Below are 23,204 nucleotides of genomic sequence, written 5' to 3'. Positions count from 1 at the left end.
GGCGCTGTTTCGGTCAGCGGAGGACGGTAAGGCGCACACGAGCGACGCCGGAGATCCCGCAAGCGCGAGCGGCGCCATGCGCGAGATCGATCACGCGGCCCCGAACGAAAGGGCCGCGATCGTTGATGCGAACCGCGCACGAGCGGCCAGTGGAGAGCACCGTGACGCGAACGCGGGTGCCGAACGGAAGCGTTCGATGCGCTGCGGTCATTCCCCCGGGATGAAACCGCTCGCCGTTGGCGGTTCGGTTGCCGCTTTCGGCTCCATACCAGGACGCATGTCCGATCTGGTCCGCGAGCGCCGAAGCGGAGGCGAGCGAGATCAATCCGGCGAGAGCCAGAGTTCTGATCATGATCAAGATGATGAGGGTGCTTAGGCGGGGAGCTTGCGGAGGGCCACGTCGCCCACCTTGAAGCCGATGCTGGCCGCCGCCGTCGAGGCGTCGAGCCGAGCGCGGATGTTAAGGGCAACAGCCGTCGCGTCGTCTTCGATGCGGATCGGCGGAGCACGGAGAACCCCCGACCAAGTCTCGGCCGGCAGGAAGCCGGACAGCGAGGATTGCAGCGCGCCGTCGATCGCCGTGTACGAGTTCGCCGGCCGCGTCTCCAACAGGTAGAGTTCCAGCGCCGTCGAGCGGGATGGGGCCTGGTGGACCTCGATCGCGCACATCGCCTCAACGACATCGCCCGGGGCGAAGTTGGCGAAGGCAGGCGAGAACCGAAGGTTATAGACCTCGTCGGCACCACCGCCGGAGTTCGCCGCGATGGTCTCGACCTGGCGCTCGCCGGAGCTTCGTCCGGCGTCCGTCCTGGGGTTCTCCTTGGCGTGGGTCCAGGCGCAGGTCGACGAGCCGGAACGAACGGCGGTGACGCCGGTGGCAAGCGAGCCGGAATGGGTCAGGCCGGTCGACGCCGTCTGCGAGCCGCCGGTGCCGGCCATCAAGCCGTAGTTGGCCGACCCTGAGAACAGAAGGTTGCCGGTCTTGTTCGTCGTGGCGTTGTAGATGTCGGCCGCCGCGAGGAAGTGATCCCACCGATCGTTCAGGATGCGATTGAAGATCGCAGCGGCGGCCTTCCCCCACTGGAACGCCCCGATCGTCGAGGGGTGAAGATTGTCCGAGGTCTTGATCATCCCCGCAAGAGCATTCGACGAGGTCGACGCCTGGTCGGCCATCAGGCGCCACGCATCGATAACGTCGAGCCCCCGCAAACGGCTGTAGTCGACGATATGCCGGTTCATCTGCAGCAATACGCCGAGCTGAGCGGCCGACAGCGACGCGCTCCCGCGCGGCAGCGTCGTAACCGTGACCGGCTTGATCCCGTTGGCGATCAGCTTCTCGATGCCGGCGGTCCAGTCCGTCTTGATGTCGGCAAAGGAACGAGATCCGATATCGTTCGGCACGCCGCCGACGATGCAATAGCTCGGCTTCGGGTAGAGCTTGCAGACCGCGTCGACCTGGGCCGTGATCCCGGTGTCGGGCGTATTCCACGACGTGCCCGACGCGCCGAGCACGTATTCGGCCGGAAGGTTGACGCGCTGCCCGGACAAGATCCGAAGCCACGACAGCCAGCCATCGTTGAAGAAGGCCCGGGTCGGGTTGGTCGCCGGCGGCGGGCTATCGCGGCTGGCGCCGTCCTCGAAGCTCGTTCCGACCGCCGCAACCAACAAGCCAGCGCCGGCGAAAATCGAGGCGTTGAGCAACGTGTCGAGGCTGACATCGCGCGAATTGCCGTTCCGCCGAACCGAAAGAAGATCGCTTCGGAGATAGGCCGGGATCGGCAAGGAAGCGGCCGGCGAGCCGACGAGAACGATCTGGCCCAAGGCCAGCGGATAGCTTGCCTGCTCGGCAGAGAGCCGGAGGACGCCGCTCGCCGGCACTCGAACTCCGGCAACAAACGGCCCCGCCAGGTCGGTGACCTGGTAATCACTGATGGTCATGTGCCTATCCCACGTTGGAATTTGGAACTTGGCCCGCCTCGCGGACGGAGGCGGCTCCCGACGCAGCGGCCGGCGTCGAACCGCTGCGAGCGTCCTTGCCTGCCTCGCCCTGCGGCTGCTTGATTTCGAGCCGCGTTGTCCAGCCGGAGCCGGCCGAGAAGTCGTGCGTGACGGTCTCGATCCGATAGGAACCGTCGATCCCGGGGCGTGCGCCTACGAGAACCACGTTCGCCTCAGGCTGCGGGACCGTCGATCCGTTGATCGAGATCATTCCGCCCCCCTTCTCGCGCTCGGCGTTCTTCTTGTGCGCGCCGGCCCTCGCCTTGGCTTGATCAGCGTCGGGCGCATCGAAGCGATCGGTTAGGACGGCCTTCGCGTCCGGGTCCTCGATCTCTTCGGTTTCGTATTTGTAAGTTCCCGTCTTCGGGTCGTAGTGCCGAACGCGGGCGCTCTTGTATCGAGGGCGGCCGAGGGTGGGAGAGATCTCCCAAGAGATCAGATTGTCCCCTCGCCTCGCTGTCACCGCCGGCAGGTCAGCGCCGGAGGCAGACTTTCCGCCGCTGCGCTCGGCGAGAACGGCGCGCTTGCCCACGATCTTGAACGTGCCGCCGACCTCTCTCGCGATACGCTCGCCGAAGTGCAGAAAGCTCTCGTTCTGCATCGCCCAATATTTGCGGGTGAGCGATGCGAGGGCTCCAGTGACCTCGATATCCGCCAACCCGGCCAGCTTGCCGGCTTGGGACAGAACGTCGGCGAGGCTGCTGTCGTCCCAATGCTTTCGGTGCGGCTCCTTCGCCTTTCCCTGGCTATCGAAGCCCTTGGCCGAGATGGAAAGCGTCATCCCTGACGCCGAACCTTGGCTCTTCACCTCGTCGACCGTGCCAGTAAAGACCTGGGAGACACCGTCCGCTCCGCCGAGAAGGATCTCGATTTCCGCGCCCGTTCGCGGCAGCAAGAGGTGCCCGTCCGTGTCGTCGAGATCGATCTGACAGGTGTCCGAACTAGTTCCCGCCTTGTCGGTCACGGTAAGGTTGATGAGCCGAGGGAGGACGCCGGAGGAAACGTCCTGTCCGTCGATGGTGATGACGCAAAGGGTCTGGGTCATCAGTTCCACAACCGGACGGCTTCGACCCGCAGAGCCCCGGGCGTCGGCGCGTCGATCGGAATGAGGACGACGGTGCCGACCGCCAGATATGGACCGCCGGTCGCAAGCTCAGGATTGGCAGCGAGAATGCGGTCGACGACCCCATCCTTTCGGCGCTTGAAGCGTCGCCAGACCAGCAGGTCGAGCGTGATCTCATCGCCCGCCACAACGACGCGCTCGAAGGTCGCGGCCATCAGAGCATCCCCAGGATTGAAGCGAAGAAGTCGGAGCCGGACGGCGCGTCGGCGCGCTTGATCGAGATGTCCACGTCAATCACCCGGCCCACGCCTTGCCCACCGAGATAGGACGATTTCTCGCTCAGCTTCTCGACGACGAACCAGCCGAGCGGCACGCCGTCCCCGCGCATGAAATACTGAGCGATCCCGCTAGCCCGCATGGCCGCCAAGTCGTCGAGAGTTCCAAGGCCGCCGAGCTTCTCCGGGAAGAGCTTCACGGTCAGGCCGAAGCTCTCCGCTCCCTCTCCGACGAATTCGAGTGGGGGCCGGCGGCCCATAATCGGTTTCTCGGCGAACCGAGCCTCCGAACCGTGCTCGACGGCATGGAGGTTCACTGGCGCGATCTCGAAGATCACGGCCCCCAGAATTGCCAGCAAGGCGGATGCTCCTATTGGTGGCCGACGCCCGACACGCCAGTGTCGGCGTGGATCGCCCGGATCTTCTGATCGATCGCGCCCGAGGACCTCGAAATGCCCGCGTTGACGTTGCCCAGCCCAACGCTCAGCGCCGACAGTTTTCCGAGGGCGTCATCAAGCGATGTCGTGTCGACGTTCGGCCGCACGGTCATGCCGAGACCGTAGACCGCTTGGCTGGCGGCGTCGGCTTTCGCCTTGGTCTGATCAAGCGCCGCGCCGTCAACGCCCGTGGTTCCGTCGCGCCGACCGACGAGAGGCGGCATGTCGTTCCAGAGGCGCTTGAACGTCCCGAGAGTGCTGAAGTCATAGGTCTTGGGGTCGTAGCCTTTGGGATAGTCCGGGTGAGGCACAGCGTCCAAGCCGGCGTCGATTGCCTGCGTGCCAAGGCCATAGAGCAAACCCTGGAAGGTCATCCCGCCAAGGTTCTTCCAGAAGCCGCCTTTGCCCTTTCCGCCTCCGGCAGCACCGCCGAGGCCATCGGTGACGCCGGAGCCACCGAGAGCGATTGCCGCCCGGGTGAGTGCAGCCGCCGATCCATCGAGGGCGACCGCCGAGCCGGTCAGCGCTCCGCCGCCGCCGAAGAAGGTTCCGAGGAGCTTCATCGAGCCCCAAAAGAAGCCTGCGCCGGCGGCGACCGCGCCGAGAGCAGTTGCCGCTTGCCGAACCGGCGCGCTCAGGTTCGAGAACGCGTCGATCGTGTTTCCGACGCCCTCGAAGGTGTAGGAGAGCCACTTCGCGTTGGCCTCGCCCATGGCGAGCGTGACGTTCTCGACGGAGCCCTTCAGGCGCTCGAACGAGCCGCCCAGACCGCCCATGATTTCCGAGGCGATCTCCGAACCGTAGTTGTCCGGCACCTCGCCAAGGAGCTTCCGATCCTCGGCGACCTGCCCAAGGTTGGAAGCAAGAACGCCCGCCTTGCCGCCGTGCTTGTCGGTGAAGAACGCGTTGAGCTGTGCCAGCGATGGGTTCGATGCCAGGATCGCATTGAGAAGACCTTCGGTGTCCACGCTGCCAACGGACAGCTTGTGGTAGTCACCGAACATCTTTGCGAGCGAGTTCCTGTCCTTCGCCCCCATCTTGTCGCCGCCGAACATGGGAGCCACGGCCTCAAGCATCGTGGCGGTAAAGTCGTCTCGGCTGTTGACGATATCTGGGTTGTCGAGGGCCGCCTCGATGAAGGCTGCCGCCTCGTCGCTCAGCGCCTTGCCGAAGTTCCGCTTGAGCGCCCCGCCGATCGCGTCGGTCGTCATCCTCTCCGGCGCGGACGTGTAGTCGTCGAAGTTGATCCCCATGCTGTCGAGCGCGGCGAGGCCCTTCTTCGTGGGCGCGACGAGCTTGCTGGAGAAAGACCGCAGCGCGACACCAGCGACATCGCCCCGGAACCCCGAACGGCGAAGACCGACGCCGAGAGCGCCGAGAGTAGTGTCGGAAAGGCCGGCGATCGTGGCGGAAGGGCCGGCATAGCTGAAGTAGTTCTGGATGTCTTCGTCGGACATGCCGCCGATCTTCGCCATCTTGATCATCATGTTCGTGGCGCGGCGGGCTTCCTTGACGGCTTTCTCCTGCGTCGAGATATCCTTCTGGGTCTGCTGAAGGAACGCGGTGATGCCCTCGGCCGAGGTCTTCATGTCGGCCTGCATGGCGAGGGCGTAGTTCTTCACCTCCTCTGTGATGCCGTAAGCGACCTTGGCGCGCGGCAGGCTCGGCGGAAGCCGCTGCATGACGGAGGTCTGGCTCTCGACGATGTCGAGGTTCGAGAACTGCGTCTCCTGGCCGATCCGCTTCGCCTGCGGGATCAGAAGATTGTCCTGATCCTCCTGAGACGTGCCGGTATAGGCGCGCTGGCGCCGGACCCCGATATCGAAGTCGGCGGCCGATACGATCGCGTCCTTGCCCAATTCCCGGGCCTTGTAGCCGACATAGACACCGGCAACGCTCGCAGCTCCGCCGAGGATGTCGCGACGCTGCTGACGCCTGGCGGCATTGGCGCGGGCGGCATCGTCGGCGCGCTCCTGCGCCTTGATCGCCTCGGTGGTCTTGTCGATCTCGGCCCGGAGCTTCGCCTCTGCCCCGATCACCTTCTCGACCGAACCGCCGATGTCGGAAAAGGCAGCCTTCGCCTGAGCAGCGGCGCTGTCGTATGCGGCGGCGGTCTTCTTGACCTCCGACTGCGCCTTCCGCATCGCGGCCTGCGTCTTCCGAGATGCCTCGTCGCCGGCTGCCGCAAGGGTTCGCGCCGCCGTCTCGACGGCAGTCTTTGCCTCTTGGAATTGCCGGCGGGTCTGCTTGAGCTTTTCCTGCGCGTCCCGGAAGACGGAGACCCGGCGGGCTGCCTCCTGAGCCGCCGTCAGATGCTCGGTCAGCGCCTTCATCTGCGCCGACTGAATGCCGCTCTCGGCCTTGCTGATCTTGTCCAGCGCGCTCGCGACGCTGCCGGCCTTCTGGGAGACTTCGTCCTTGAGCCGGACGATAAGCTCAGAGACGGTCGAGGAGGCCATCGGCTAGTCTTTCTTTGGGCCTTCGATGATCAGCCGTGCCTCGCCCCACCAGGCGATCAGCTCGTGCCAATCCATCGCCCGGGTATCGGCGAGGGTGATGCCCGGCATGGCGTGGAGAACCGCGCCGGACATCCGGCGCCATCCGAGAGGGTTCGCTGTCAGACCGTCGCGGTCCGGAAGCGGCGGGGCAAAAAACGCTGCACCGCTTCCTCGATCTTGTCGCCGTCATCAGCGTCAAGCCGTTCCAGGACCGCATCGGAAACGTCGTACATCGGGAAGCGCAAGCGCTCCCCATCGCTCTTCGCCATCGCCAAGAGGAAGTCGCCGATCTCGCCGACAGTCATTCGGCGCACCGTGACGCTCTCGTAGCGAACGCCATCAATCGTCACGGGCCAATCGAGAGGGACCGTCTCGAACCGCTCGGCCTCTCGGTCGAAGGCGGGGGCCAGCTTCTCGGCTGCGGCCTCTGCCGCCTCGGTCTTCTCGCTCATGTCTTGGTGTCCTTCTCAAGCGGAAAAGGCCCGCCGGTTGATCCGGCAGGCTCGTTTTTTCGAGGTCGGGTTAGGAGCTGACGCCCGGGATGCGGAGGAGGTTGTTCACCTCGGCATTCTGGTCCTGGCCGCCGGTGCGCATGACGTTCGTGAAGGCGTCCCAGAAGAAGATCTCTTCCCGGTCGAAGAACAGCTCATAGTGGGTGATCTCGTTCAGGCTGTAGGAGTAGCCCATGAGATTTCCGCGCGTGAAGCCGTCCGGCGTGGCCTGACCGAGCCGGGCTTCCATGATGGCCTTGGCCTCAATCGCGCGGCCGGTTCGCTTGTCGCGAACGACGCCATAGGCCGTGTAGACGCGCTTGAGCGGGGTTCCGAGGCCGAACTGCTTGAGCAGGTCCGGGTCCCAACCCTTCAGCTTGAAGGACGAGGTCAGCTTTTGGATGCCGACCTCGAATTCCATAGCGACGAACGAGCCGCCGGGGTGATGGTCCTGATACATGGCCTGAAGGCTCGGCAGGGTGATCTCGTCGAGCGTCAGGTGCTTCGAATTCTCGGGGTCGTGGTCGCCGCAGAACAGGTTGCTGGCTTCCATCACATAGACGGTGTTGGCCATTTCGATCTCCAGTCGGGGAAAGGGTAGAGGTGCGGCAGGCCCGGAGAGCGAGCCTGCCGCGTGCCGTTACGCGGCGAGGGCGAGCTGCGACTGAAGGTCGGACAGCAGAACATCGAGCGCGGGGCGATAGCGCGCCGACTGGATGCCGAGGTAGACGAGCGGCGCGGGCTCTTCGAACTTCACGTCGAGCGTAAAGCGACCAAGGCGAAGCTGCTCCGGCGAGTTCCGGTCGCGGTCGAAGTTGACCGGCTTGTAGTCGATGATCGCCTGCTGAGCCTTCAGGTCGCGGAGCGCGAAGTTGATCGTGTTCATCACGGCCTGGAGCGTCTGGCCGGTCAGGTTGAAGCGGCCGAGGTAGAAGCGCAGGGTCTTGATGAAGATCAGATGGATGTAGTCGCGCATCCGGCCCTGATTGTAGAACCGCCACAGCGTGTCCGGGGAGCAGGTGTCGGTGCAGATCAGGACGTAGCCGCCATCGGCAATTGCGCCGTCCGTGTTCTCGCCCCGCACGGTGATGCCGATGTTGTGCGAGAGGAGCGTCTGGCCCTCGTTGGCGCCATCAAGCAGCGAGAACGCGATCGGCCGGCTCGTGCCGACAATTCCCCGGATCGGCATGTTCGCGGCGGAGTGCGACGGGAGCCCGCCGTGAGCATGATCGTTGGCGACCAGCGCGCCAAGGACATAGGGGCTCTTCGGGACGATAACGATATCGCCCTCGTCGTTGACAACCTTGTAGGCGGGATCAACGGGGATGATCCGCTTCGAGGCGATCGACGCACGCCACGCCAGCGCGGCGGCCTGGGTCGAAGCCGGGCCGTCGACCGCACTGAAGGCCAGAAGCTGGTCGAGCAACGTCGGCAGGCTGGCACAGATCGCGTTGGAGGCGCTGTCGAGCGTAGCGGTGGCTGCCGCGCCGGTGCCGGAACCGCCCGTGAAGGCAATCGTCGGCGCAGCGGTCAGGTTCTCGCCGCGCGTATCCACGACGACGGCGACGACCTTGCCGGCATCCGCGCCGGTGCCAAGAACCGCATGGCCGGTCGGCAGCACCTTGCCGGGGTCAGAGCCGCCGCCGCTGAAGGTCACGGTCGGCGCGGTGACGTAGGCGCTTCCGGGTGCGGTGACGACGATCGCCGCCGCGACCTGGTTGATTGCCTGGGAGGTGTAGCCGGGGACGCCGATCAGGCGCGGGGTCACACCGAGAACGTGCGGTGCGTCGAGCAGCGCGAACATGCCGGTTCGCGCGTTGATGTCGCCGCGCAGGTTCGCAATCGTCTCCTTGACGGTGGAGCCGGCCTCGACCCGGACGAGAACAACCTGCGCTGCGACCTGGAATTCGCCGAGCTGCTCGTTGATCGCGGCAAGCGAGGCATAGCCCGTTCCGGTCTCGCCGAGAGCGGCGAGCATCGCCGTGTCGTCGGAATAGAAGGTGACAGGCTCGTCCTCGGGGAAGATCGAGGCGTCAGCGTCGGGAGCCGTCACAACAAGGCCGATCACGCTCATATTGGCGGTGAGCGCGGGACGCGGCTCGTTGTCGAGCGTGGTGATAGAAAGACCGAAAGTCGGATCGCTCATCAGAGCCTCCTTGAATGAGGCGGCAGTGCCGCCGGATTGCCCGGCGATCCGCCGGAGAGTTGCGAACAGCAAAAAGCCGCCTCAAAGGGCGGCCCAACGGATGCCGGCAGGTCCGGCGTGAAAGCGGATTGCGCTAGATCGGCCAGCCGGCCGTTTCGTCGATTGCGGCGAGCGCGGTCTTGCTGGTCGCGGCCTCGGCCGCGTCCTTCAGGTCGCGGGAGTGCTGCCGGATCTGCGCATAGAAATCCCCGACCACCGACGCGAGAGCCAGGCCATCGGCCGGTGTCGTCATCGGAATGCGGATGTTCTCAATCGCGATGAAGCCCCGGATATAGCTCTCGGGCCACGGCACGTAGCCGCCGGCAGCCGCGATAGCCGTGGTCGCCATCGAGCCAACGTCGGCCCTCGCCCCGTCATCGAGTGAGATGTGAAGACCTCCGGGGACCGGCGCTCCCTCCTGAAGAGCGAGCGAGGTCCGGTCCCTGATGGCATCCAGCTTCGCCGCACGCAGGTCTTCCAGCGGCGCGTCTTGCGTCTGGAAGGACTGCACCGGGACGCCGCCGACCAGCGCATAGGTCGTGCCGGTCTTGATCTTGCCCGCCGGCGGCTCCTCCGCCGGGACAACTTCGGCGATCCGATAGGTTCCGTTGGTCCAGCCCGGCGTCGACGGACTGACCGTTTCCTCGGGCGAGCCAAGCTCAACAAACGCCCGCGTCGCCGGGTAGACGCGGACGATCGTCGCGCCAAGGATCAAGGCGTGTTCAACAGCCATGGGTTCTCTCTATCGAAGGGCGATCGTCGCCGGGACGCAGACCGCCGACGAGACCATGGTGAAGGCCGCCGGATCTTCCGACGCAGTCCGGGCAATGCGATTGCCGAAGGAGACAGTGCCCTTCGCTGTGCCGGTGTTGTTGCACATGGTTAGGTTGCCGTAGCCGGCTGGCAGCGCCGAGACCGGCACGGCGCTATTGTGCAGCGTGTGGACGGCAGCGATGAACATTGCGCGCTTGTTCCCCCACGACGGGGAAACAGCCGCCGGGTCCGGTGCGGCTGTCGTAGCTGCCACCATTGCGGAGACCTCCGGGATCTCCCGGACGCCTCGAATGGCGAGACCAATCAGCGACCATTCCGAGGCGTTACCGCTGGTCGGCCTCATGCTCACCTCCGACCCGTCCGCCACCTTGTAGAAGCAGCCGGCGCGCCGAAGATTGCCGCCCGGAACCATGTTGTACAGCGTCGACCATCCGGTCGGCGCGGTCATGCTCGTTCCGTTCGTGCCGTTCGCGATCGTGCAAAGGCACATCAGGAGATCGCCGACCGCCCACCCTGTCGGGAGCGCGAGTGTCGGCGACCCGCCCGCGTTCTGCGTGGCCTTCGTCGGCGTACCGATAAGGACCGGGGCTCGTCGGCCCAGGATGAGAGGCGGCGCGTAGAGAACCATCACGCCACCTTGAAATTGAACGCCACCTTTCGGGTGCCGCGCGTGACGAACGAAGTGACGAACTCGCTTCCGACCGTCGTATCGAAGGCGTCGCTGGCGTCATGGATCGTGACGCCCGACATAGTGATGGCGCCGGCTCCGGTCACATTGGTGGTGTGCAGGACGGTTGTGCCCTCCTCGGAACCGAGGACGAGCGAGCCAGCGCCGTTGTTGCTGCAATACTGAAGCGACCGGGCACTGTAGTTGACCGCAAGGCTCGCCCCCGAGAGGTTGCCGAGGTTCTTCGGCGTGACCTTCGCGCCGCCCGCGACGGTCTGGCCCTCGGTGTTGAGCCGGGCAATCGCGTCAGCGGTGGCAAGCTTGGCGAAGGTGATCAGCCCATCCGGGATCATGCCGAGCGTCATCTGGACGAACGCGAGCGCATCAGCGACGCGCGCCAGCATGCGATCGTTTGCCGTTGCCGAGATATCGCCGGGCGTACCAAGGGAGGCAGAGGCCCGGCCGATTACGGTCAGCGGATCACTGTCCCGCAGCTTGGCATTGGTGACGCCCTTGTTGGGCAGATCCGCCGAAGCAATTGCAGCCGGGACCCAGATGGTCCCATTATATCGAACGAACTGCCCGGCCGTAGCGCCGGTGAAGTCGAGGCCGGTCAGGGAGCCAATGCTGTGCGTATGGATCAACGCGGCCTTGCCGGCGAGCGCCAACACGAGGCCGACGATATCGGCCATCTCGTGGGTGTGAACGGAACTCGCCTTGCCGGTAAGGCCTGCGAAGAGTGCCGCCACGTCTGCGTCGATAGCCAAGAGACTTGCAATGAGGCGAGGAAGATCCTCGCTCCTCATCTTGTTCGCAGCGTCCGGGAGCAGGTATTCCCGGTTAGCGGTGCGGTTGTCGATCATCGCAGGTTCCTTACACCGACCACGAGCGGAGATCGGCAACGGACGGGCGTGCCGCCGGCGTGCCGGTCAGGGTCAGCCGCAGTCGCCCTTCAACCGCCGTGTAGGGATTTTTTGCGTATTCGCGTTCGATCCATCCCTCGTCGAGGAGGGACTGAGCGGCGAAGGTTGCCTCCGTCCACACGCCGTTGTTGGCGTCGTGCTCGATCTTGAGGGTCGAGCCGGCCGGCAGCTTCGTGGCCAGGTTGGTAGCGACGCGGACGCCGGTTCCCATCGTCATCGACCGGCTGATGTACGTGCCAGTCGCCCGGAGCGTTCCGGCGATAAGCTGCACGCCGGGGAACAGGACGGGGCTCGCCTTCTCCGTGCCCTTCAAGACGGCACGAAGTTGAACAATCTCCGTCACGTACTCGGTGAACTCATAGACCTGATCCGGGAGGAGCTTGATGATCTCGCCCGAGACCCGCTGGACCTCGAAATAGACGCTGCAATCTCCGGTCGGCAGGAGGACCGTCCCGCAGATCATCAGATCGGAGCAGTTGTTCAGCGAGTAGCTGCCGAGGTTGACCGTCTTCGCGTTGGGGCTGAACTTCGCGGCCACCGCCCGGAACGTGAGATCGCTATCCTGATGCGCCGTCCATGTGTTGCCGTTGGCCGACGAGAGACGCGTGCCGATCGTATAGGGCTGCGCGGAGACCCAGGCATTGTTGACGGCGTCATAGGAACCGATCGTGGCTTCCGAGATCGCGTGAGCCGCATCGTCGGTCTTGACGACGAACACGAACTCGGTGCCGGGCGCCTGATAGAGCGGGATCGGGAAGTCGACAGTGGTCCACGCTCCGATCACGACGGCGTCCATGTCGATGCGGACGGCGGCGAGGACCTCGCCGGTCGGCCAGCCGTTCTGGACGGATCGCACCTCTAGGATGCAGTCATTCGAACGGTCGCCAATGGCGCAGAACTTGATGTCGAACGCGGCGAGCTGCCGGCCCTCGTCAAGCGTATAGGTCTGCGCCTGCGGATCGACGCCGGAGGTCGGGCTCTCGGTCTGAGTGTTGAAGAATTGCGTGGTCGTGATGCGCTGCATCACGGTCACGTCAACCGTGCCTTGACCGACGAAGGACGCCGTGCCGCTGTTGCCCGAAGCGCCAACGGCCACGACCGCCTTCTGGCCGGCGGTGACATTCGCCGGGATCGTGAACGAGCCGGTGATCTTGCCTTCCGCATTGGCGACAGGCGGTCCAACCGGCGTGACGGGAATGCCATCGAACGTCAGCATCGAGAGCGCCTCACCCGGGCCGAAGCCTGAGAGCGTGAAGGCAACCGAGATCTGCCGGAGAAACTCGATCAGCTCTTCCCGCTGGTCGACGAGGTTATTCCGAACCGTCGTGCGGCTGGTGTTGCCCGAGCCGAAGCGCTGCGTTTGCGGCGAAAGCCAGACCGTCGCCGTCGTCGTCCAGAAGTCCGTCGCGGGCGACAGCGCCACGCCGATCGGGAGCGGGGTGAAGTTCTGGTACGGATTGATCAGGACGCAGCCCGTCGAAAGCTCCTGGCGGATGATGACTTCCTTCGTCCAGTCCAGGAGGAGCGGCCCAGCCATCGGGACAGAGAAGAAGGTCGGATCGATCGCGAGCTGGCAGGAGCCGTCGAACACGGCGGCGGTCTGAGCCGCGCCGGGATCTCGATAGTAGTCGTCGACGAAGGGATCGACGAAGACACCTTTCTTGGCGACCGGGTCCTTCGTGTCGATCGTCCGCTTGAGCTTCTCCAGCGCGACCAAGTCGATGAGATCGAACAGCCGATTGTAGTATCGCCACTGCTCCGAATAGGGGACCGAGCGAACGCCGCTGTTCTCGATGTCCGGCTTCGCCACCCAATTGTTGGTGACGGTGCAGAGCGGCAGGAGGTCCACCGCCGGGATCGGAGGAACCGGCCGGCTCCGAGCCGAAAGGCCCTTCAGGTAGACCGGGAGACCCTCCTGATCGAGGCAGAGAAGATCGACGCGCGGCAGCTTCCAGTCATAGGTCAGGAAGACGTTCGAGCCGGTGACGCCGCCGGTCAGCGTGACGGTGTCGGCGGTCGTCGCGGTAGGCGTGACCGCGACCAGATAGAGGTAGGTAACGGTATAGGAGGAGCCGAGCGTCGGCTCTGAACCGGCCGGAGCCCACGAAATGCTGTTTCCCGACAAATTGAAGTCGACGCCGGCGGTATAGGTGAACCCGCCCTGCTTCACCTCGACGATGGTCGTCGCGTTGTCGTGGTCGAGCAGATCCGACGAATTCGCCGGCGAGCCGCGCGTCTTCGTTTCAGTGACCTGCTTGGTGATGATCGCGGTGCCGATCGCCGAGAGCGGCGCGTGGTTGAGCGCGATTACGGCAGTGCCGGTGCCGCTGTCGGAAAAGACATGCGGCTCGCTCTGCGCCGACGCGAGGTCATAGAGTTCGGGCTGGGCGTAGCGGAGCGCCGTCTGGCGGGTCGTCTTGAACCCGAAGATATTCGCGATCCCCTCCTCGATGGAGAAGACCTGATCCGAGCCGGTCTTGCCGAGCGCAGTGACGCGGCAACCCTGCACGATATAGTTGCCATGTGCCTGGTAGTCGTAGACGGCGATGACCTTGACCACGCCCGAGAGCGTCGGCGGCGGCGACTGGTCCAGCACGGTTCCGTTGCGCAGGAGATAAACGCCGATCAGATCGCCGTCGTTTCCATCGCCGGAGCGGCCCCAAGTCGAGACCTCGACGGTTCGCGCCGAACCGGCTTCGCCCTCGCCTTCCGTGCCCGGGTGAAGGCCGAGAAGGTCCGGGTCGTCAACTTCGGTGACGACGGTCGACGTGATCCGCACGCCGACGACGATTTCTCCGACCATCGGAACGCCGGTCAGGACGACGCCCTCGATCTCGCGAACGTCGCCGCGCGCATAGATGAGGCCGGGCGCAAGCGTGACGGTGCCAGTGCTCACGTCGACAACGATGTCGCCGTCCGCGATGCGGTCGCCGTCCGATGCCACCAGGTTGCCGACGCGCCGATTGCGCCGCTCAACGATCGTCGCGAAGTCGTTGAGATCCGTGGCCTGCGCGAACCTGTTCTCGCGCGCGATGATGCCGGCCCAATCGGGCTTCAGCCGCGCACGGTTATAGGCTCCGGGAAGACCGGAGGGGTCCGAGAAATCGGTCATCAGAACCTCATGAGGATACGGACGCGCTCGCGCACGGTGCGGCCGAATTCGATGTTCACGGCCATCTCGCCCACCTCGGGGAGAGCGGCATCGAGTTCGCCCGGCCCGAGCCACAAAGCGCCCGGCTTCGTGGGATCAGCCGGCACGCCGGATAGGATGAAGGAGACGGAGGCAGCGGCGCTTCCGTAGCCGTCGCCGAAATCGGTCAGCGCCTCGATCAGGATCAGACTTGCGCCGGTTGCCAGTGGCGAGTAGCGGAGGCCGCCGAAGGAGTACGGGCCGGCCAGCGTCTGCTCCACGCGGTGGTGGACGCGCGCGCGGCGATAACCGATCACGGCACCGTTGCTGTCGCGAAAGCAGGCCCACGCCGTTGCGACGGGGACGCCGAGAAGCATGATCACGGAACGAGATCCACCCGAGAACGCGTCCCATGCGATGTCGGGCCACTCCACGTCGAGCCAGGTCGGTTCAACCTCGCCGGTTGGTTCGATCCAGACCCCGAGCGCGGTAAGCTCCGCCTCGGTCATCTCATGGTCCGAGGAGTAGTCCCGACCGAAGGACCATTTCGCTCCATCGGAGCGAATGCGAGCGCCGGAATAGGCTCCCCAAAGGGTCTGCCCCCACCTGCTCTGCCCGTACTCCAACGCGCGGATGTCGTAACCACGAAAGCCACGCCAGAAGACCGCGCGGAGCGGCGTCGAGAGGTCAGCAACGCCCGCGATCCCTTCCAGGTCATCCTCACTGTCGCGGACGCGACCGAGTTCGATCTGGAAGAGGTTCCAGCGGGTGCGCCGGATCGGGCTTTCCTCGACCTCGCCGGTGTAACCGAGCCAGCCGAGCGCGCGATCGAGCGCGGCGGGCGTGCCCCGCTGCCGCGTCCATTTCACGCCTTCATTGATCAGGTCGTAAAGGTTCGGCACATAAGGCGTCAGCTCGCCCAGACCGTACTCGTAGACCAGATACGGCAGGAACGAGGGCGGCGGCGTGAATTTGATGCCGTGCATACCCTCGATGGCGCCGTCGAAGCGCGGAGCAATGTCCGTCGCCTCAGAGAGCGCGATTTCAAATGCAGTCGAGGACGGCGGCAGAAGGTGGACGCGGTCACTCATCGGTCGCGACCGGCCAGCGTCAACGTGAAGGTGCCGAGAGCCAGAGCTTCGGACGGCGGAACAACGATGGTGGCGGCAGGCGTGAGAACTTCGACCCTATAGACGCCGGCACGCATCAGGCGCGCGGACAGCCATTCCTTCGTCAGGTCGAAGCCGAGACCGCCCTCGGCCGCCCAATCGGCCTTCACCGCCGCGCCGATCGTCGTCAGCAGGGATGCGCTCGCCTCGGGCAGCAGCCAGATATTGGCGGCGACGTTCACAACCGTCTTGACGGCAGCGACAACCGAGATCGTGTCGGTGACCATCCGCACGGCCTCGTCCTGGACAGCGGCGTTGACGAGAGCAAGCAAGGACGGGTCGGCCGCGCCGTCGTTGTCGGTCGCGGTCACGGCGATCTCGATCAGCGGTGACGTGCCCACGCGGTAGACGGCAGCGTCGGCTACGCGCAGCGACGCGCCAAGAGCCACCGCGCGATAGCGCGGCGCGGTTCCCCCGGTCGAGCGGCCCTGAATGATCAGCAGCGTGCGAAGACGAAAGCGCTCGTCATCCTCGCCCGGGATACGGGAGGCATCATAGAAGGCCGCGAGGTGGTCGAGATCCGCGCCGGTGGCGAACGCCAATAGGTTCGAGCGGATGGCATCGTTGACGCGGGCGCGCAGGATCAGATCGCGATACGCGACAGCCTCGTCGACGACCTTGACCGGGTCGGTCTCCAGCCCGCCGACATCGTAGTCGATACCAGCTCCGTCGAAGCGGATCTGCGTGTCGGCCATAATCTCGGCGAGGATCGTCTCGTAGGCGAGCGTCTCGATCGCGTTCGGGGCCGGATAGGTCGAGAGATCGATCATGCTCATGCGGTCGAGACCTCAAGGCGATCACCGGAGCCCGGCGACACGGTGATCCGCTTCGTTCCCTCGACGGTGAAATCGCCGAGGTGGCCGCGCGGGCGGTAGTGCAATTCCACGAGGAAGCCGGCGCGGCCGGTGCGAGTGACCGACAGCGGCGAGACGCGGATCAGCTCGACGCGCGGCTCTTGCGTGAGAGCCACGCCAAGCGCGGCGTAGAACCGAAGAAAGGTCTCGGGGACCATGTTCCGGCCGAGCAGGACCGGGATGTTGCTGCCGAACCAGCGACGCATCACCCGGGACCCGAAGCGCGTCGAGAAGATCACCTCAAGCGATTGGAGGACGTGATCCCAATCGGTCAGGAGCCGGCCGGTGCGCCGGTCGACGCCGGTCGAGGGCATGGCTCAGCGCCGACCCTTTGCCGACGCCTGCGACGCGCGCTGAGCGCCCTCTTCCGTTTCCAGGCCGCGAGTAGCCCGATCGATCGATCCGCCGTCCTCGGGCGTGTCCGGCGAGATGGCAGGCGTGTGCGGAACGATCATCCCGCGCGCCAGTTCGTACTCGGCCTGTGCCCCGGAGAGCGCGATCACAGCGCCGACCTTGACCTTCCGGCCAGCCACGTACTGGCCAGCCGCACCCGTTACGCGGAACAGCGTCTTTTCGGCCATGAGGCCCTCCTATGGATGAAGAAGAGAGTGCGCCCTGTTGCAGGTCGCTATGCGGGCGGGCCGGTATTCGAGCCGCCGGGGGTCACGCCGGAGTGCTTGTGCTCCGCGCCGACATCCTTGCCGTTGTTGGTGAAGGACGAGCCCTCGGTGTCGAAGTTGCCATTGATCTTCACGTCGCCGTCGATCGTGACATCGGCCTTGATTGCGACCTTGCCACCGCCGATTGTGAACGTAAGGCTGCCCTCGGTGACCTGAAGCTTGCCGCCGTCCAGCGTGATCTTGAACCCTGCATAGGTCGCGACGTTCTCGTCGCCCTTTTCGCTCGGGCTCTTGTTCGCATCAGATTGGGTCATCGGGACCGCGAGGCCCTGACTGAAGTCGCCGGCGACGTTGAGAACGGTCATCTGCTGGCCGACCGAGGGCGGAGAGTGAACCTTCAGCGCGCCCATGAACTGCGCGTAGGGGATTGGCGGGGTCAGGAACGGATTTCCGTCCGCGTCCTCGCCGCTCTTGATCCGCACGGTCCCCGCTTTCGCGTCGACCTCGTGAACCGTGCCCTGCGTGATCTGGCCGTCCTGTCGCCGCTTGATCGCGGCGAGATCAACCAAGATCGCTTCGAGAACGTCGGCAAGGGAACTCACGGCGACCCGCCCATACCCGGGCTGTCGCTATCGATCACCCATTCGCCCTGGCCTTCAACCTCGACGGTCGCGCCAGAGATCGATGCGGGGTCGGCCGCGTTCGGATAGGGCGGAACGGCCTCAGATCCCCCCGGCGCGTCGACCGGCCCAATGCCGATGCCGGCGCGCGCTTCGGCGGAGAGGCCAAGGTCGGCCTGATCGATACGCCAGCGCGCGAGGCCGTTCGGCGCTTTGATCTCGGCCTCGATCCACGCCGCAATGGGCGCATAGTCGGGGTCTTCGGAGAACAGACCGACCACGGCCCGCCAGAAGTCGTCAAGGGAGCTTTGGCCGAAGGACGGCTCATCGAGCAGGATGTTGACCAGGTAGGATGTTTCGCAGGCCGCGACCCTCACTTGATCCGTGATCTGGAAAAGAAAGGGCGTCGCGTTCGCGGTTTTCACCGAGGCGACGAGGATGCGCCATAGCGTTGCCGCATCGCTATCGCTCGACATCAGCGCTCGCTCGATCTGGCGCCAAAGCATTCCAGTGATCAGGTCCGAGCCCCCGTCGCGGGAGGACAGCCTGAGGGGCGATCCCTCGACGGAGATCTCGATCTCGGCCGGCAAGAACGTCTGGATGAGCAGCTCAACCGAATGCTCGCCGCCCCGCAGGTCCTTGCCGGTGATCTCTCGGTCGTCCTGTCCAATGAAAACGGTAATGACTGGCTTCGCCATGCGAGCGAGATCAACGTCGAGCGCGTCGATCGCGCCGGGCTGCACAGCCTCGCCGGCAAGCGTCGCGCCCCGCAGAGCGGCGACGGTGAGATACTGAAGGGCGAGGGACGTAATTCCCATCAGACCGGCACCATCATGAAGAGGAAGCGCCCACCGTTCTGCTCGGCCGGGGTCGCAATCTTGAACGTGGGCGAGCCGGGGCGTTCCAGAGCGACGATGTAGTCGCCGGCCTTCGGCATCGCGTTCGGCGGCAGGATGGCGCCCGCCTCGATCAGGAGGGCGACCTCCTGAAGCATCAGATCTTGCCGCGACGCGGTGCGGGACCCATCGCCGCCGATATGCTCGGAGTGGTCGGTGACATCGAGGGTCGCCGCGATCTCGAATGGCGGGCGCTCGGGATCGTCTGATCCGACCACGAGACGCCCGGAGGATTGCGCCTTCGGGACGACCCTGACGCGTTCGCCAAACTGCCGAGCCGTGGCCCGGCCGGCGAGCGCGTCAAGTCGAGCCCAATTCATCAGAACGAGCCGTTGAGCCGGACGCGGGCAACCACATCTGCGGTTGCCTTGGCGGCCACAGCGACGCCGATCTTGGTGTTGCTCGCGGTCGTCTTGGTCACGCGCTTGGCGGTGTTGTCCCAATAGACCGCGTCGCCGACCGCGAATGCCTGACCGGAACCCGCGCCCTCGGCGAGCAGGTCAAAGACACCCGTCGTCTTGGCTTCGACTACCGCGCCGCTGAGAGCGGAGAAGGCGGCGATGCCGAAGATCGAGCCGACGAGAAGGCCGCCGCCCGACGCAACATCGTAGGGGGCAGCGAGGGTGAGCATGTCGCCCGGCTTGACGTAATTCTTCATAGCGATTTCTCCAAGGAGTGGGGGGGCCGTGGCGGGGCTGAGCGCCCCGCCGTTAGGCCGATCAGGCGCCGGGGTTCTTCCAGAGGCCGCGCCAGTCGATGGTCTTCGCACCAACATCGAGGCGGACCTTGATCTCGACGCCGTCGACATCGAAGCCTTGGCGGGTCTCGGTGAAGACGCCGCGCTGACCTTCGAGATAGGCCAGCTCGACGAGGTCGACCTGATTGCCATCAGCGGCCAGATACCAGGCCGTCGACGAGCCAGCGATGTTGCTGCGAGCGATGCCGTTATCGAGGCGCGGCTCGGAGATGATCGTCAGGCTGCGCAGGCTCTCCGGCACCTGGTCGGCGGTCTTGGCAGCGAAGATCTGACCGATGAACTGCTCGGCCTTGGTCTGAAGCGCCTTCGGCACGATCAGATACTTCGGGTCCAGATTGAGCGTGGTCTTGCCGTCGAGACCCTTCTGGGTCGAGACGCCGAGGCGGCCAGCTCCAATGCTGTCGATGCCAATCACCGCACCGCTGCCGGCGAGGTTGCCGTGGGTCGCATGGAACAGCGCGACACCGTCGTTCATGTTCGGATTGCCGAGGATCTGAGCCCAGACGAGATCGCTCTCAAGCTGCGCCGCCTGCACACCGAACGCGCGCGGGATGCGCGAGAACGCCTGAAGGTCGTCGTTAACGATGACCTGCCGGGTGATGCCGACGATCCGACCGTAGGTCGCGATGCTGTACTTCTCGACACCCTCGCCGACCGTGCCGCGCGTGAATTCGCCGTGCTCGTTGACCTTCTCGAAGCTCGGAGCCTCGCCGAGCTGAACGCGGCTGACCTCCTTGAAGTCGGACACGGTCGTTTCACGGACGAGCGGACGGAAGGTCTGTCCCATCGCCTCGTATCCGGCGCGAAGGGTCTTGTTCGCGACGTTGGCGAGGATGGCCGGAAAGTCTGCGGTCGAGTGCAGGCCGCCGGAGCGCTGCTCAAGCGCGAGCTGAGCGACTTCGAGCTTCGAGAGCCCACGCGAGCGGGTGCCGCGAACTTCGAGGCAATCCCGAGCGATCTCGATCAGGCTCATGCCACGGAATTCGCGGCCAGCGTCGGTGAGCTGGAAGCTCTGCGGGTCGGCGCGGTGCAGGATCGCGTTTTCGATTGCATCGCCGCGCTTCTGGCTTTCGTCGGCAGTCACGTCGACGCGGACACGGCCTCGGATCTCGGTGGTGCCCTGAGCGGCGACCATGGCGTCGAACAGGAATTCGCGGAACTGCACCACCGAAGTGCCCACCCGGATGTGCTCCGCACCGAGGGCGTCATGACCAGCCTTTGCGGCGAGGGAGCGGATCGTCTCCGACCGGTCGCGCTCGCCGCGAACGGCTTCCTCGGCAGCGCGGCGAGCAGCACCGTCGATATCGGCCTGGCTCGGAACGTCGAGGCCACGGATTTCGCTTGCCGTCGCGTGGATCGTGGCCGGAGCGTTGGGCTCGACCTCGCTGCGCGTTTCATCGGCAGCGGCATTGGTGCGATTGGACATCGCGGTCTCCTCGTGAGTTGCCGACTGCGCGGCGGGAGGGCCTTCGGCCCGGATAACGATGCAGGGGTTGGCGTCGGAGCGCTGGCGGTCATCCGCCGAGCGAACCTGCGCGCCGGGATCGGCCGGGATAGGCACGGCCGAGACTTCGAGGGGCTCCCAATCGACGACACGCCAAACCGGGACAGAGCCGTCGTCCGCTTCGGTCTTCTCGACCTTGTGGACGCGGTAGCCGACGCTGATGTTTCGGACGATCCCGTCACGGATCTTCTGAACGTTGTCCGCGTCGCCCGGGGCGCGCGAGAGCAGAACCGTCGCGATGCCGAGGCCGCCCTCAATCCGCGCAGAGCCCGGGACGATGGAGCCGATCACGTCGGAGAGATCCCAACTGTCGTGAGAGTTGAGGAACGGCGCGCCGGCGTTGAGCCGCTCAAGACGGATCGAGCCCGGCTCGACGACGAGTTCCTCGTCATAGGGACCGTCCCACCAGCTATTCCGGCGCACGGTCGCGCCTGTAGTGAAGACGACTTCGATCGTATTCTCAGCTTCGTCGAAGCTGGCCGCGCGCAATTCGCCGCCCCGCCGCTGCGGCGGGACCTGCATGGTCGTATTGCTCATGGAAGTGCCTTTCAGGCTTTAGCCTTCGAAGAGGCGGCCCCGCCGCCGTCTGAGAGCGCCGCTGCGATGACGGCCGGATCTTGGAGGATGCCGGACTTGTCGGTGTGCCTCGGATCGCTGTCGAGCTTGATGCCGAGCTGGTCGAGCAGCGCATTTGCCTCGGCGATCTCGGTCAGAACATCGCGCGGATTTCGGCCGGTCTCCGCGATCACATCGAAGAGCGACCGCTGGCCGGAGCGAACCTCCGTAAGGGCCGCCATCGCATCCTTGAACGGATCGACCGAAACGAAGCGAGGCGGGCTCCATTCGACTGGAACTTGATCGGTGTCGATCTCGCCGGCGAAGTAGGCCGCTTGGACAAACCAATCCCAGACTGGCTGGCAGAACATCGGAATGAAGATCTGCCACTGCACGCTCGACACTAGCCGCCGGAACTCGACCAGGCCGGCGCGGATGCTCGAATAGTTGACCTCGGCGAGGTCGCCGGAGATCAGCTCGTAGGGGACGCGGAAGCCAGCGGCGACGGTGCGAAGCGTCACCCGCTTGTAAGCCTCATGCCCGCTCGTCGCAGCCGGCGCGTTGAACTTCACGTCGCGTCCACCGCGAGCGTGCAAGAACATGCCGGGCTCGAAGCGCTCAACGAGCGTCCCGTCCGCGTCATAGACGCCCGGCTTCTGGTTCTCTTCGAGCGCGATCCCGACGCCCATATCAAGCTCATCTCCGCCGGTGACGACACCGACGAGGCACGCCTCGATCTTCTTCCGCATCAGCTCGGCGTCTTCGTATTCGTCGAGGTCGCGGAGCGTCGACATCGCCGGGGCTCCCCAAGGGACGCCCCGGACCTGTGTCCGCTGCTTTTCGTAGACGTGAAGAATGTCGCGAGCGGCGACCGGCTTGCTGGTAAGCCCAGCGACAGAGAACGCGAAGTTGTTCCCGGGATGCTGGGTGAACAGCCAATACTTCGAGCGGCGACCAATCTTGTCGAACTCGACGCCTTGGATGACCTCTGTGCCGTCCTGATAGAGCGAGGTCCTGCTCGCATCGAGCAGGTCGGCTTCAAGGATTTGGAGCTGCATCGGAACCGGCAGCCCGTCCGAGAGCTTTCGCATCCGGCGGCGGATGAGCACTTCCCCGCCTTCGAGCATCTCGCGGCACGCAAGCGTCTGAAGACCCAGGAAGTCGAGCTGACCATCGGCGTCACAGGTCTTGGAGAAGCGCTCCCAGAGGGAGTTGATCACCTTGTTTTTCTCGTCGTCACCTGTCTTCGCGCGCGGGACGATACCGTCGCCGACAATGTTGGTCGCCAGCACCGCGATTGCCTTCGCAGCGTGCGGATTGTTGCGGACCAGATCCCGCATGCGATCCCGAAGGATCGTTCCGGCCGCCCAGACTTCTGCGTCGGCCGACGAGTTGGCGGAGCGCCAGCCATCGGTTCGCCGCCCCTGCGATGCTCCCTCGTATCCGCGCCGACCCCCGAGCAGGCTGTCGAGCGCCGCCCGTTGCAGGACACGCCGAGTGGCGGCCCGGGGCGATACGAAGCCGATCGCGCGGTCGACCCATGTCGCGCGCATCATCAGCGGCCCTTCGAGAAGGTCGCGAGGCTGACGCGCGAAAGCGGACGACCGGACTGCGCCGCGTCGAGCCCGTTCAGGTAGTCGAGACGCTTCTTCAGATCGTCAAAGGAGGGATATTCGACCTCACGCTCGACCCCGTTCGTCTTGGTCCGCACGCGCTTCGTGCCAGACGCAATAGCCTCGCGGAGCGCCGCGACTTCTTCCGCGATCGACATCTCTCACCATCAATTTT

At 65.2% G+C, this 23,204-nt stretch carries 25 protein-coding genes; all 25 read right to left on the bottom strand.

What is annotated here, in order from left to right:
* Nucleotides 1–13: 13 nt before the first annotated feature.
* Nucleotides 14–352, bottom strand: a complete 339-nt coding sequence (locus WFK98_RS21805; RefSeq protein ID WP_336801733.1) for a septal ring lytic transglycosylase RlpA family protein — start codon at nucleotides 350–352, stop codon at nucleotides 14–16.
* A gap of 20 nt (nucleotides 353–372) precedes the next feature.
* Nucleotides 373–1,938, bottom strand: a complete 1,566-nt coding sequence (locus WFK98_RS21800; RefSeq protein WP_336801732.1) for a hypothetical protein — start codon at nucleotides 1,936–1,938, stop codon at nucleotides 373–375.
* Nucleotides 1,939–1,942: 4 nt separating this feature from the next.
* Complete coding sequence (locus WFK98_RS21795) at nucleotides 1,943–3,043, bottom strand: phage late control D family protein (protein ID WP_336801731.1); 1,101 nt, start codon at nucleotides 3,041–3,043, stop codon at nucleotides 1,943–1,945.
* A complete protein-coding gene (locus WFK98_RS21790) occupies nucleotides 3,043–3,276 on the bottom strand; it encodes a tail protein X (RefSeq protein ID WP_336801730.1) in 234 nt (77 codons plus the stop codon). The genes WFK98_RS21795 and WFK98_RS21790 overlap by 1 nt, the downstream gene beginning before the upstream one ends.
* Nucleotides 3,276–3,695 (bottom strand): phage tail protein, encoded by a 420-nt coding sequence (locus WFK98_RS21785; protein WP_336801729.1) that lies wholly within the window; start codon nucleotides 3,693–3,695, stop codon nucleotides 3,276–3,278. The genes WFK98_RS21790 and WFK98_RS21785 overlap by 1 nt, the downstream gene beginning before the upstream one ends.
* An 11-nt stretch (nucleotides 3,696–3,706) precedes the next feature.
* On the bottom strand, nucleotides 3,707–6,232 hold the full coding sequence (locus WFK98_RS21780; RefSeq protein WP_336801728.1) for a phage tail tape measure protein: 2,526 nt from the start codon (nucleotides 6,230–6,232) through the stop codon (nucleotides 3,707–3,709).
* Between the two features lie 3 nt (nucleotides 6,233–6,235).
* Nucleotides 6,236–6,364, bottom strand: a complete 129-nt coding sequence (locus WFK98_RS21775; protein ID WP_336801727.1) for a hypothetical protein — start codon at nucleotides 6,362–6,364, stop codon at nucleotides 6,236–6,238.
* A 26-nt stretch (nucleotides 6,365–6,390) separates the two neighbouring features.
* A complete protein-coding gene (locus WFK98_RS21770) occupies nucleotides 6,391–6,723 on the bottom strand; it encodes a phage tail assembly protein (RefSeq protein WP_336801726.1) in 333 nt (110 codons plus the stop codon).
* Between the two features lie 70 nt (nucleotides 6,724–6,793).
* Nucleotides 6,794–7,336 carry a phage major tail tube protein gene (locus tag WFK98_RS21765; protein ID WP_336801725.1) on the bottom strand — a complete coding sequence of 181 codons (543 nt, stop codon included), beginning with the start codon at nucleotides 7,334–7,336 and terminating at the stop codon, nucleotides 6,794–6,796.
* A 66-nt stretch (nucleotides 7,337–7,402) separates the two neighbouring features.
* Nucleotides 7,403–8,908 carry a phage tail protein gene (locus WFK98_RS21760; RefSeq protein ID WP_336801724.1) on the bottom strand — a complete coding sequence of 502 codons (1,506 nt, stop codon included), beginning with the start codon at nucleotides 8,906–8,908 and terminating at the stop codon, nucleotides 7,403–7,405.
* A 133-nt stretch (nucleotides 8,909–9,041) separates the two neighbouring features.
* On the bottom strand, nucleotides 9,042–9,662 hold the full coding sequence (locus tag WFK98_RS21755; RefSeq protein ID WP_336801723.1) for a DUF4376 domain-containing protein: 621 nt from the start codon (nucleotides 9,660–9,662) through the stop codon (nucleotides 9,042–9,044).
* A gap of 27 nt (nucleotides 9,663–9,689) precedes the next feature.
* Nucleotides 9,690–10,169 (bottom strand): hypothetical protein, encoded by a 480-nt coding sequence (locus WFK98_RS21750; protein WP_336801722.1) that lies wholly within the window; start codon nucleotides 10,167–10,169, stop codon nucleotides 9,690–9,692.
* A 179-nt stretch (nucleotides 10,170–10,348) separates the two neighbouring features.
* Nucleotides 10,349–11,251 carry a hypothetical protein gene (locus tag WFK98_RS21745; protein ID WP_336801721.1) on the bottom strand — a complete coding sequence of 301 codons (903 nt, stop codon included), beginning with the start codon at nucleotides 11,249–11,251 and terminating at the stop codon, nucleotides 10,349–10,351.
* 10 nt (nucleotides 11,252–11,261) lie between these two features.
* Nucleotides 11,262–14,423, bottom strand: a complete 3,162-nt coding sequence (locus tag WFK98_RS21740) for a DUF4815 domain-containing protein (protein ID WP_336801720.1) — start codon at nucleotides 14,421–14,423, stop codon at nucleotides 11,262–11,264.
* Nucleotides 14,423–15,532 (bottom strand): phage tail protein, encoded by a 1,110-nt coding sequence (locus WFK98_RS21735; protein WP_336801719.1) that lies wholly within the window; start codon nucleotides 15,530–15,532, stop codon nucleotides 14,423–14,425. The genes WFK98_RS21740 and WFK98_RS21735 overlap by 1 nt, the downstream gene beginning before the upstream one ends.
* Nucleotides 15,529–16,386, bottom strand: coding sequence for a baseplate assembly protein (locus WFK98_RS21730; protein ID WP_336801718.1), 858 nt, complete (start codon nucleotides 16,384–16,386; stop codon nucleotides 15,529–15,531). The genes WFK98_RS21735 and WFK98_RS21730 overlap by 4 nt, the downstream gene beginning before the upstream one ends.
* A complete protein-coding gene (locus WFK98_RS21725) occupies nucleotides 16,383–16,778 on the bottom strand; it encodes a GPW/gp25 family protein (protein ID WP_336801717.1) in 396 nt (131 codons plus the stop codon). Before WFK98_RS21725 ends, WFK98_RS21730 begins: the two co-directional genes overlap by 4 nt.
* A 3-nt stretch (nucleotides 16,779–16,781) precedes the next feature.
* The gene (locus WFK98_RS21720; RefSeq protein WP_336801716.1) at nucleotides 16,782–17,045 is read right to left on the bottom strand and encodes a hypothetical protein; all 264 of its coding nucleotides are present in this window, start codon (nucleotides 17,043–17,045) and stop codon (nucleotides 16,782–16,784) included.
* 47 nt (nucleotides 17,046–17,092) lie between these two features.
* A complete protein-coding gene (locus WFK98_RS21715; RefSeq protein ID WP_336801715.1) occupies nucleotides 17,093–17,686 on the bottom strand; it encodes a phage baseplate assembly protein V in 594 nt (197 codons plus the stop codon).
* Entirely contained in the window at nucleotides 17,683–18,522 is an 840-nt protein-coding gene (locus WFK98_RS21710) for a hypothetical protein (RefSeq protein WP_336801714.1), read from the bottom strand. Before WFK98_RS21710 ends, WFK98_RS21715 begins: the two co-directional genes overlap by 4 nt.
* On the bottom strand, nucleotides 18,522–18,818 hold the full coding sequence (locus WFK98_RS21705) for a hypothetical protein (protein ID WP_336801713.1): 297 nt from the start codon (nucleotides 18,816–18,818) through the stop codon (nucleotides 18,522–18,524). Before WFK98_RS21705 ends, WFK98_RS21710 begins: the two co-directional genes overlap by 1 nt.
* Before the next feature lie 101 nt (nucleotides 18,819–18,919).
* Nucleotides 18,920–19,258 carry a DUF2190 family protein gene (locus tag WFK98_RS21700; RefSeq protein WP_336801712.1) on the bottom strand — a complete coding sequence of 113 codons (339 nt, stop codon included), beginning with the start codon at nucleotides 19,256–19,258 and terminating at the stop codon, nucleotides 18,920–18,922.
* Between the two features lie 61 nt (nucleotides 19,259–19,319).
* The gene (locus WFK98_RS21695; protein WP_336801711.1) at nucleotides 19,320–21,398 is read right to left on the bottom strand and encodes a prohead protease/major capsid protein fusion protein; all 2,079 of its coding nucleotides are present in this window, start codon (nucleotides 21,396–21,398) and stop codon (nucleotides 19,320–19,322) included.
* Between the two features lie 11 nt (nucleotides 21,399–21,409).
* A complete protein-coding gene (locus WFK98_RS21690; protein WP_336801710.1) occupies nucleotides 21,410–22,972 on the bottom strand; it encodes a phage portal protein in 1,563 nt (520 codons plus the stop codon).
* Complete coding sequence (locus tag WFK98_RS21685) at nucleotides 22,972–23,187, bottom strand: phage head-tail joining protein (protein ID WP_336801709.1); 216 nt, start codon at nucleotides 23,185–23,187, stop codon at nucleotides 22,972–22,974. The genes WFK98_RS21690 and WFK98_RS21685 overlap by 1 nt, the downstream gene beginning before the upstream one ends.
* Nucleotides 23,188–23,204: the final 17 nt, after the last annotated feature.

The sequence above is a fragment of the Kaistia sp. MMO-174 genome (genome assembly GCF_037147815.1).
Lineage (GTDB): Bacteria > Pseudomonadota > Alphaproteobacteria > Rhizobiales > Kaistiaceae > Kaistia > Kaistia nematophila.
Note: the sequence above shows the minus strand (reverse complement) of the source record. Positions and strands in the feature narration are given on the sequence as shown.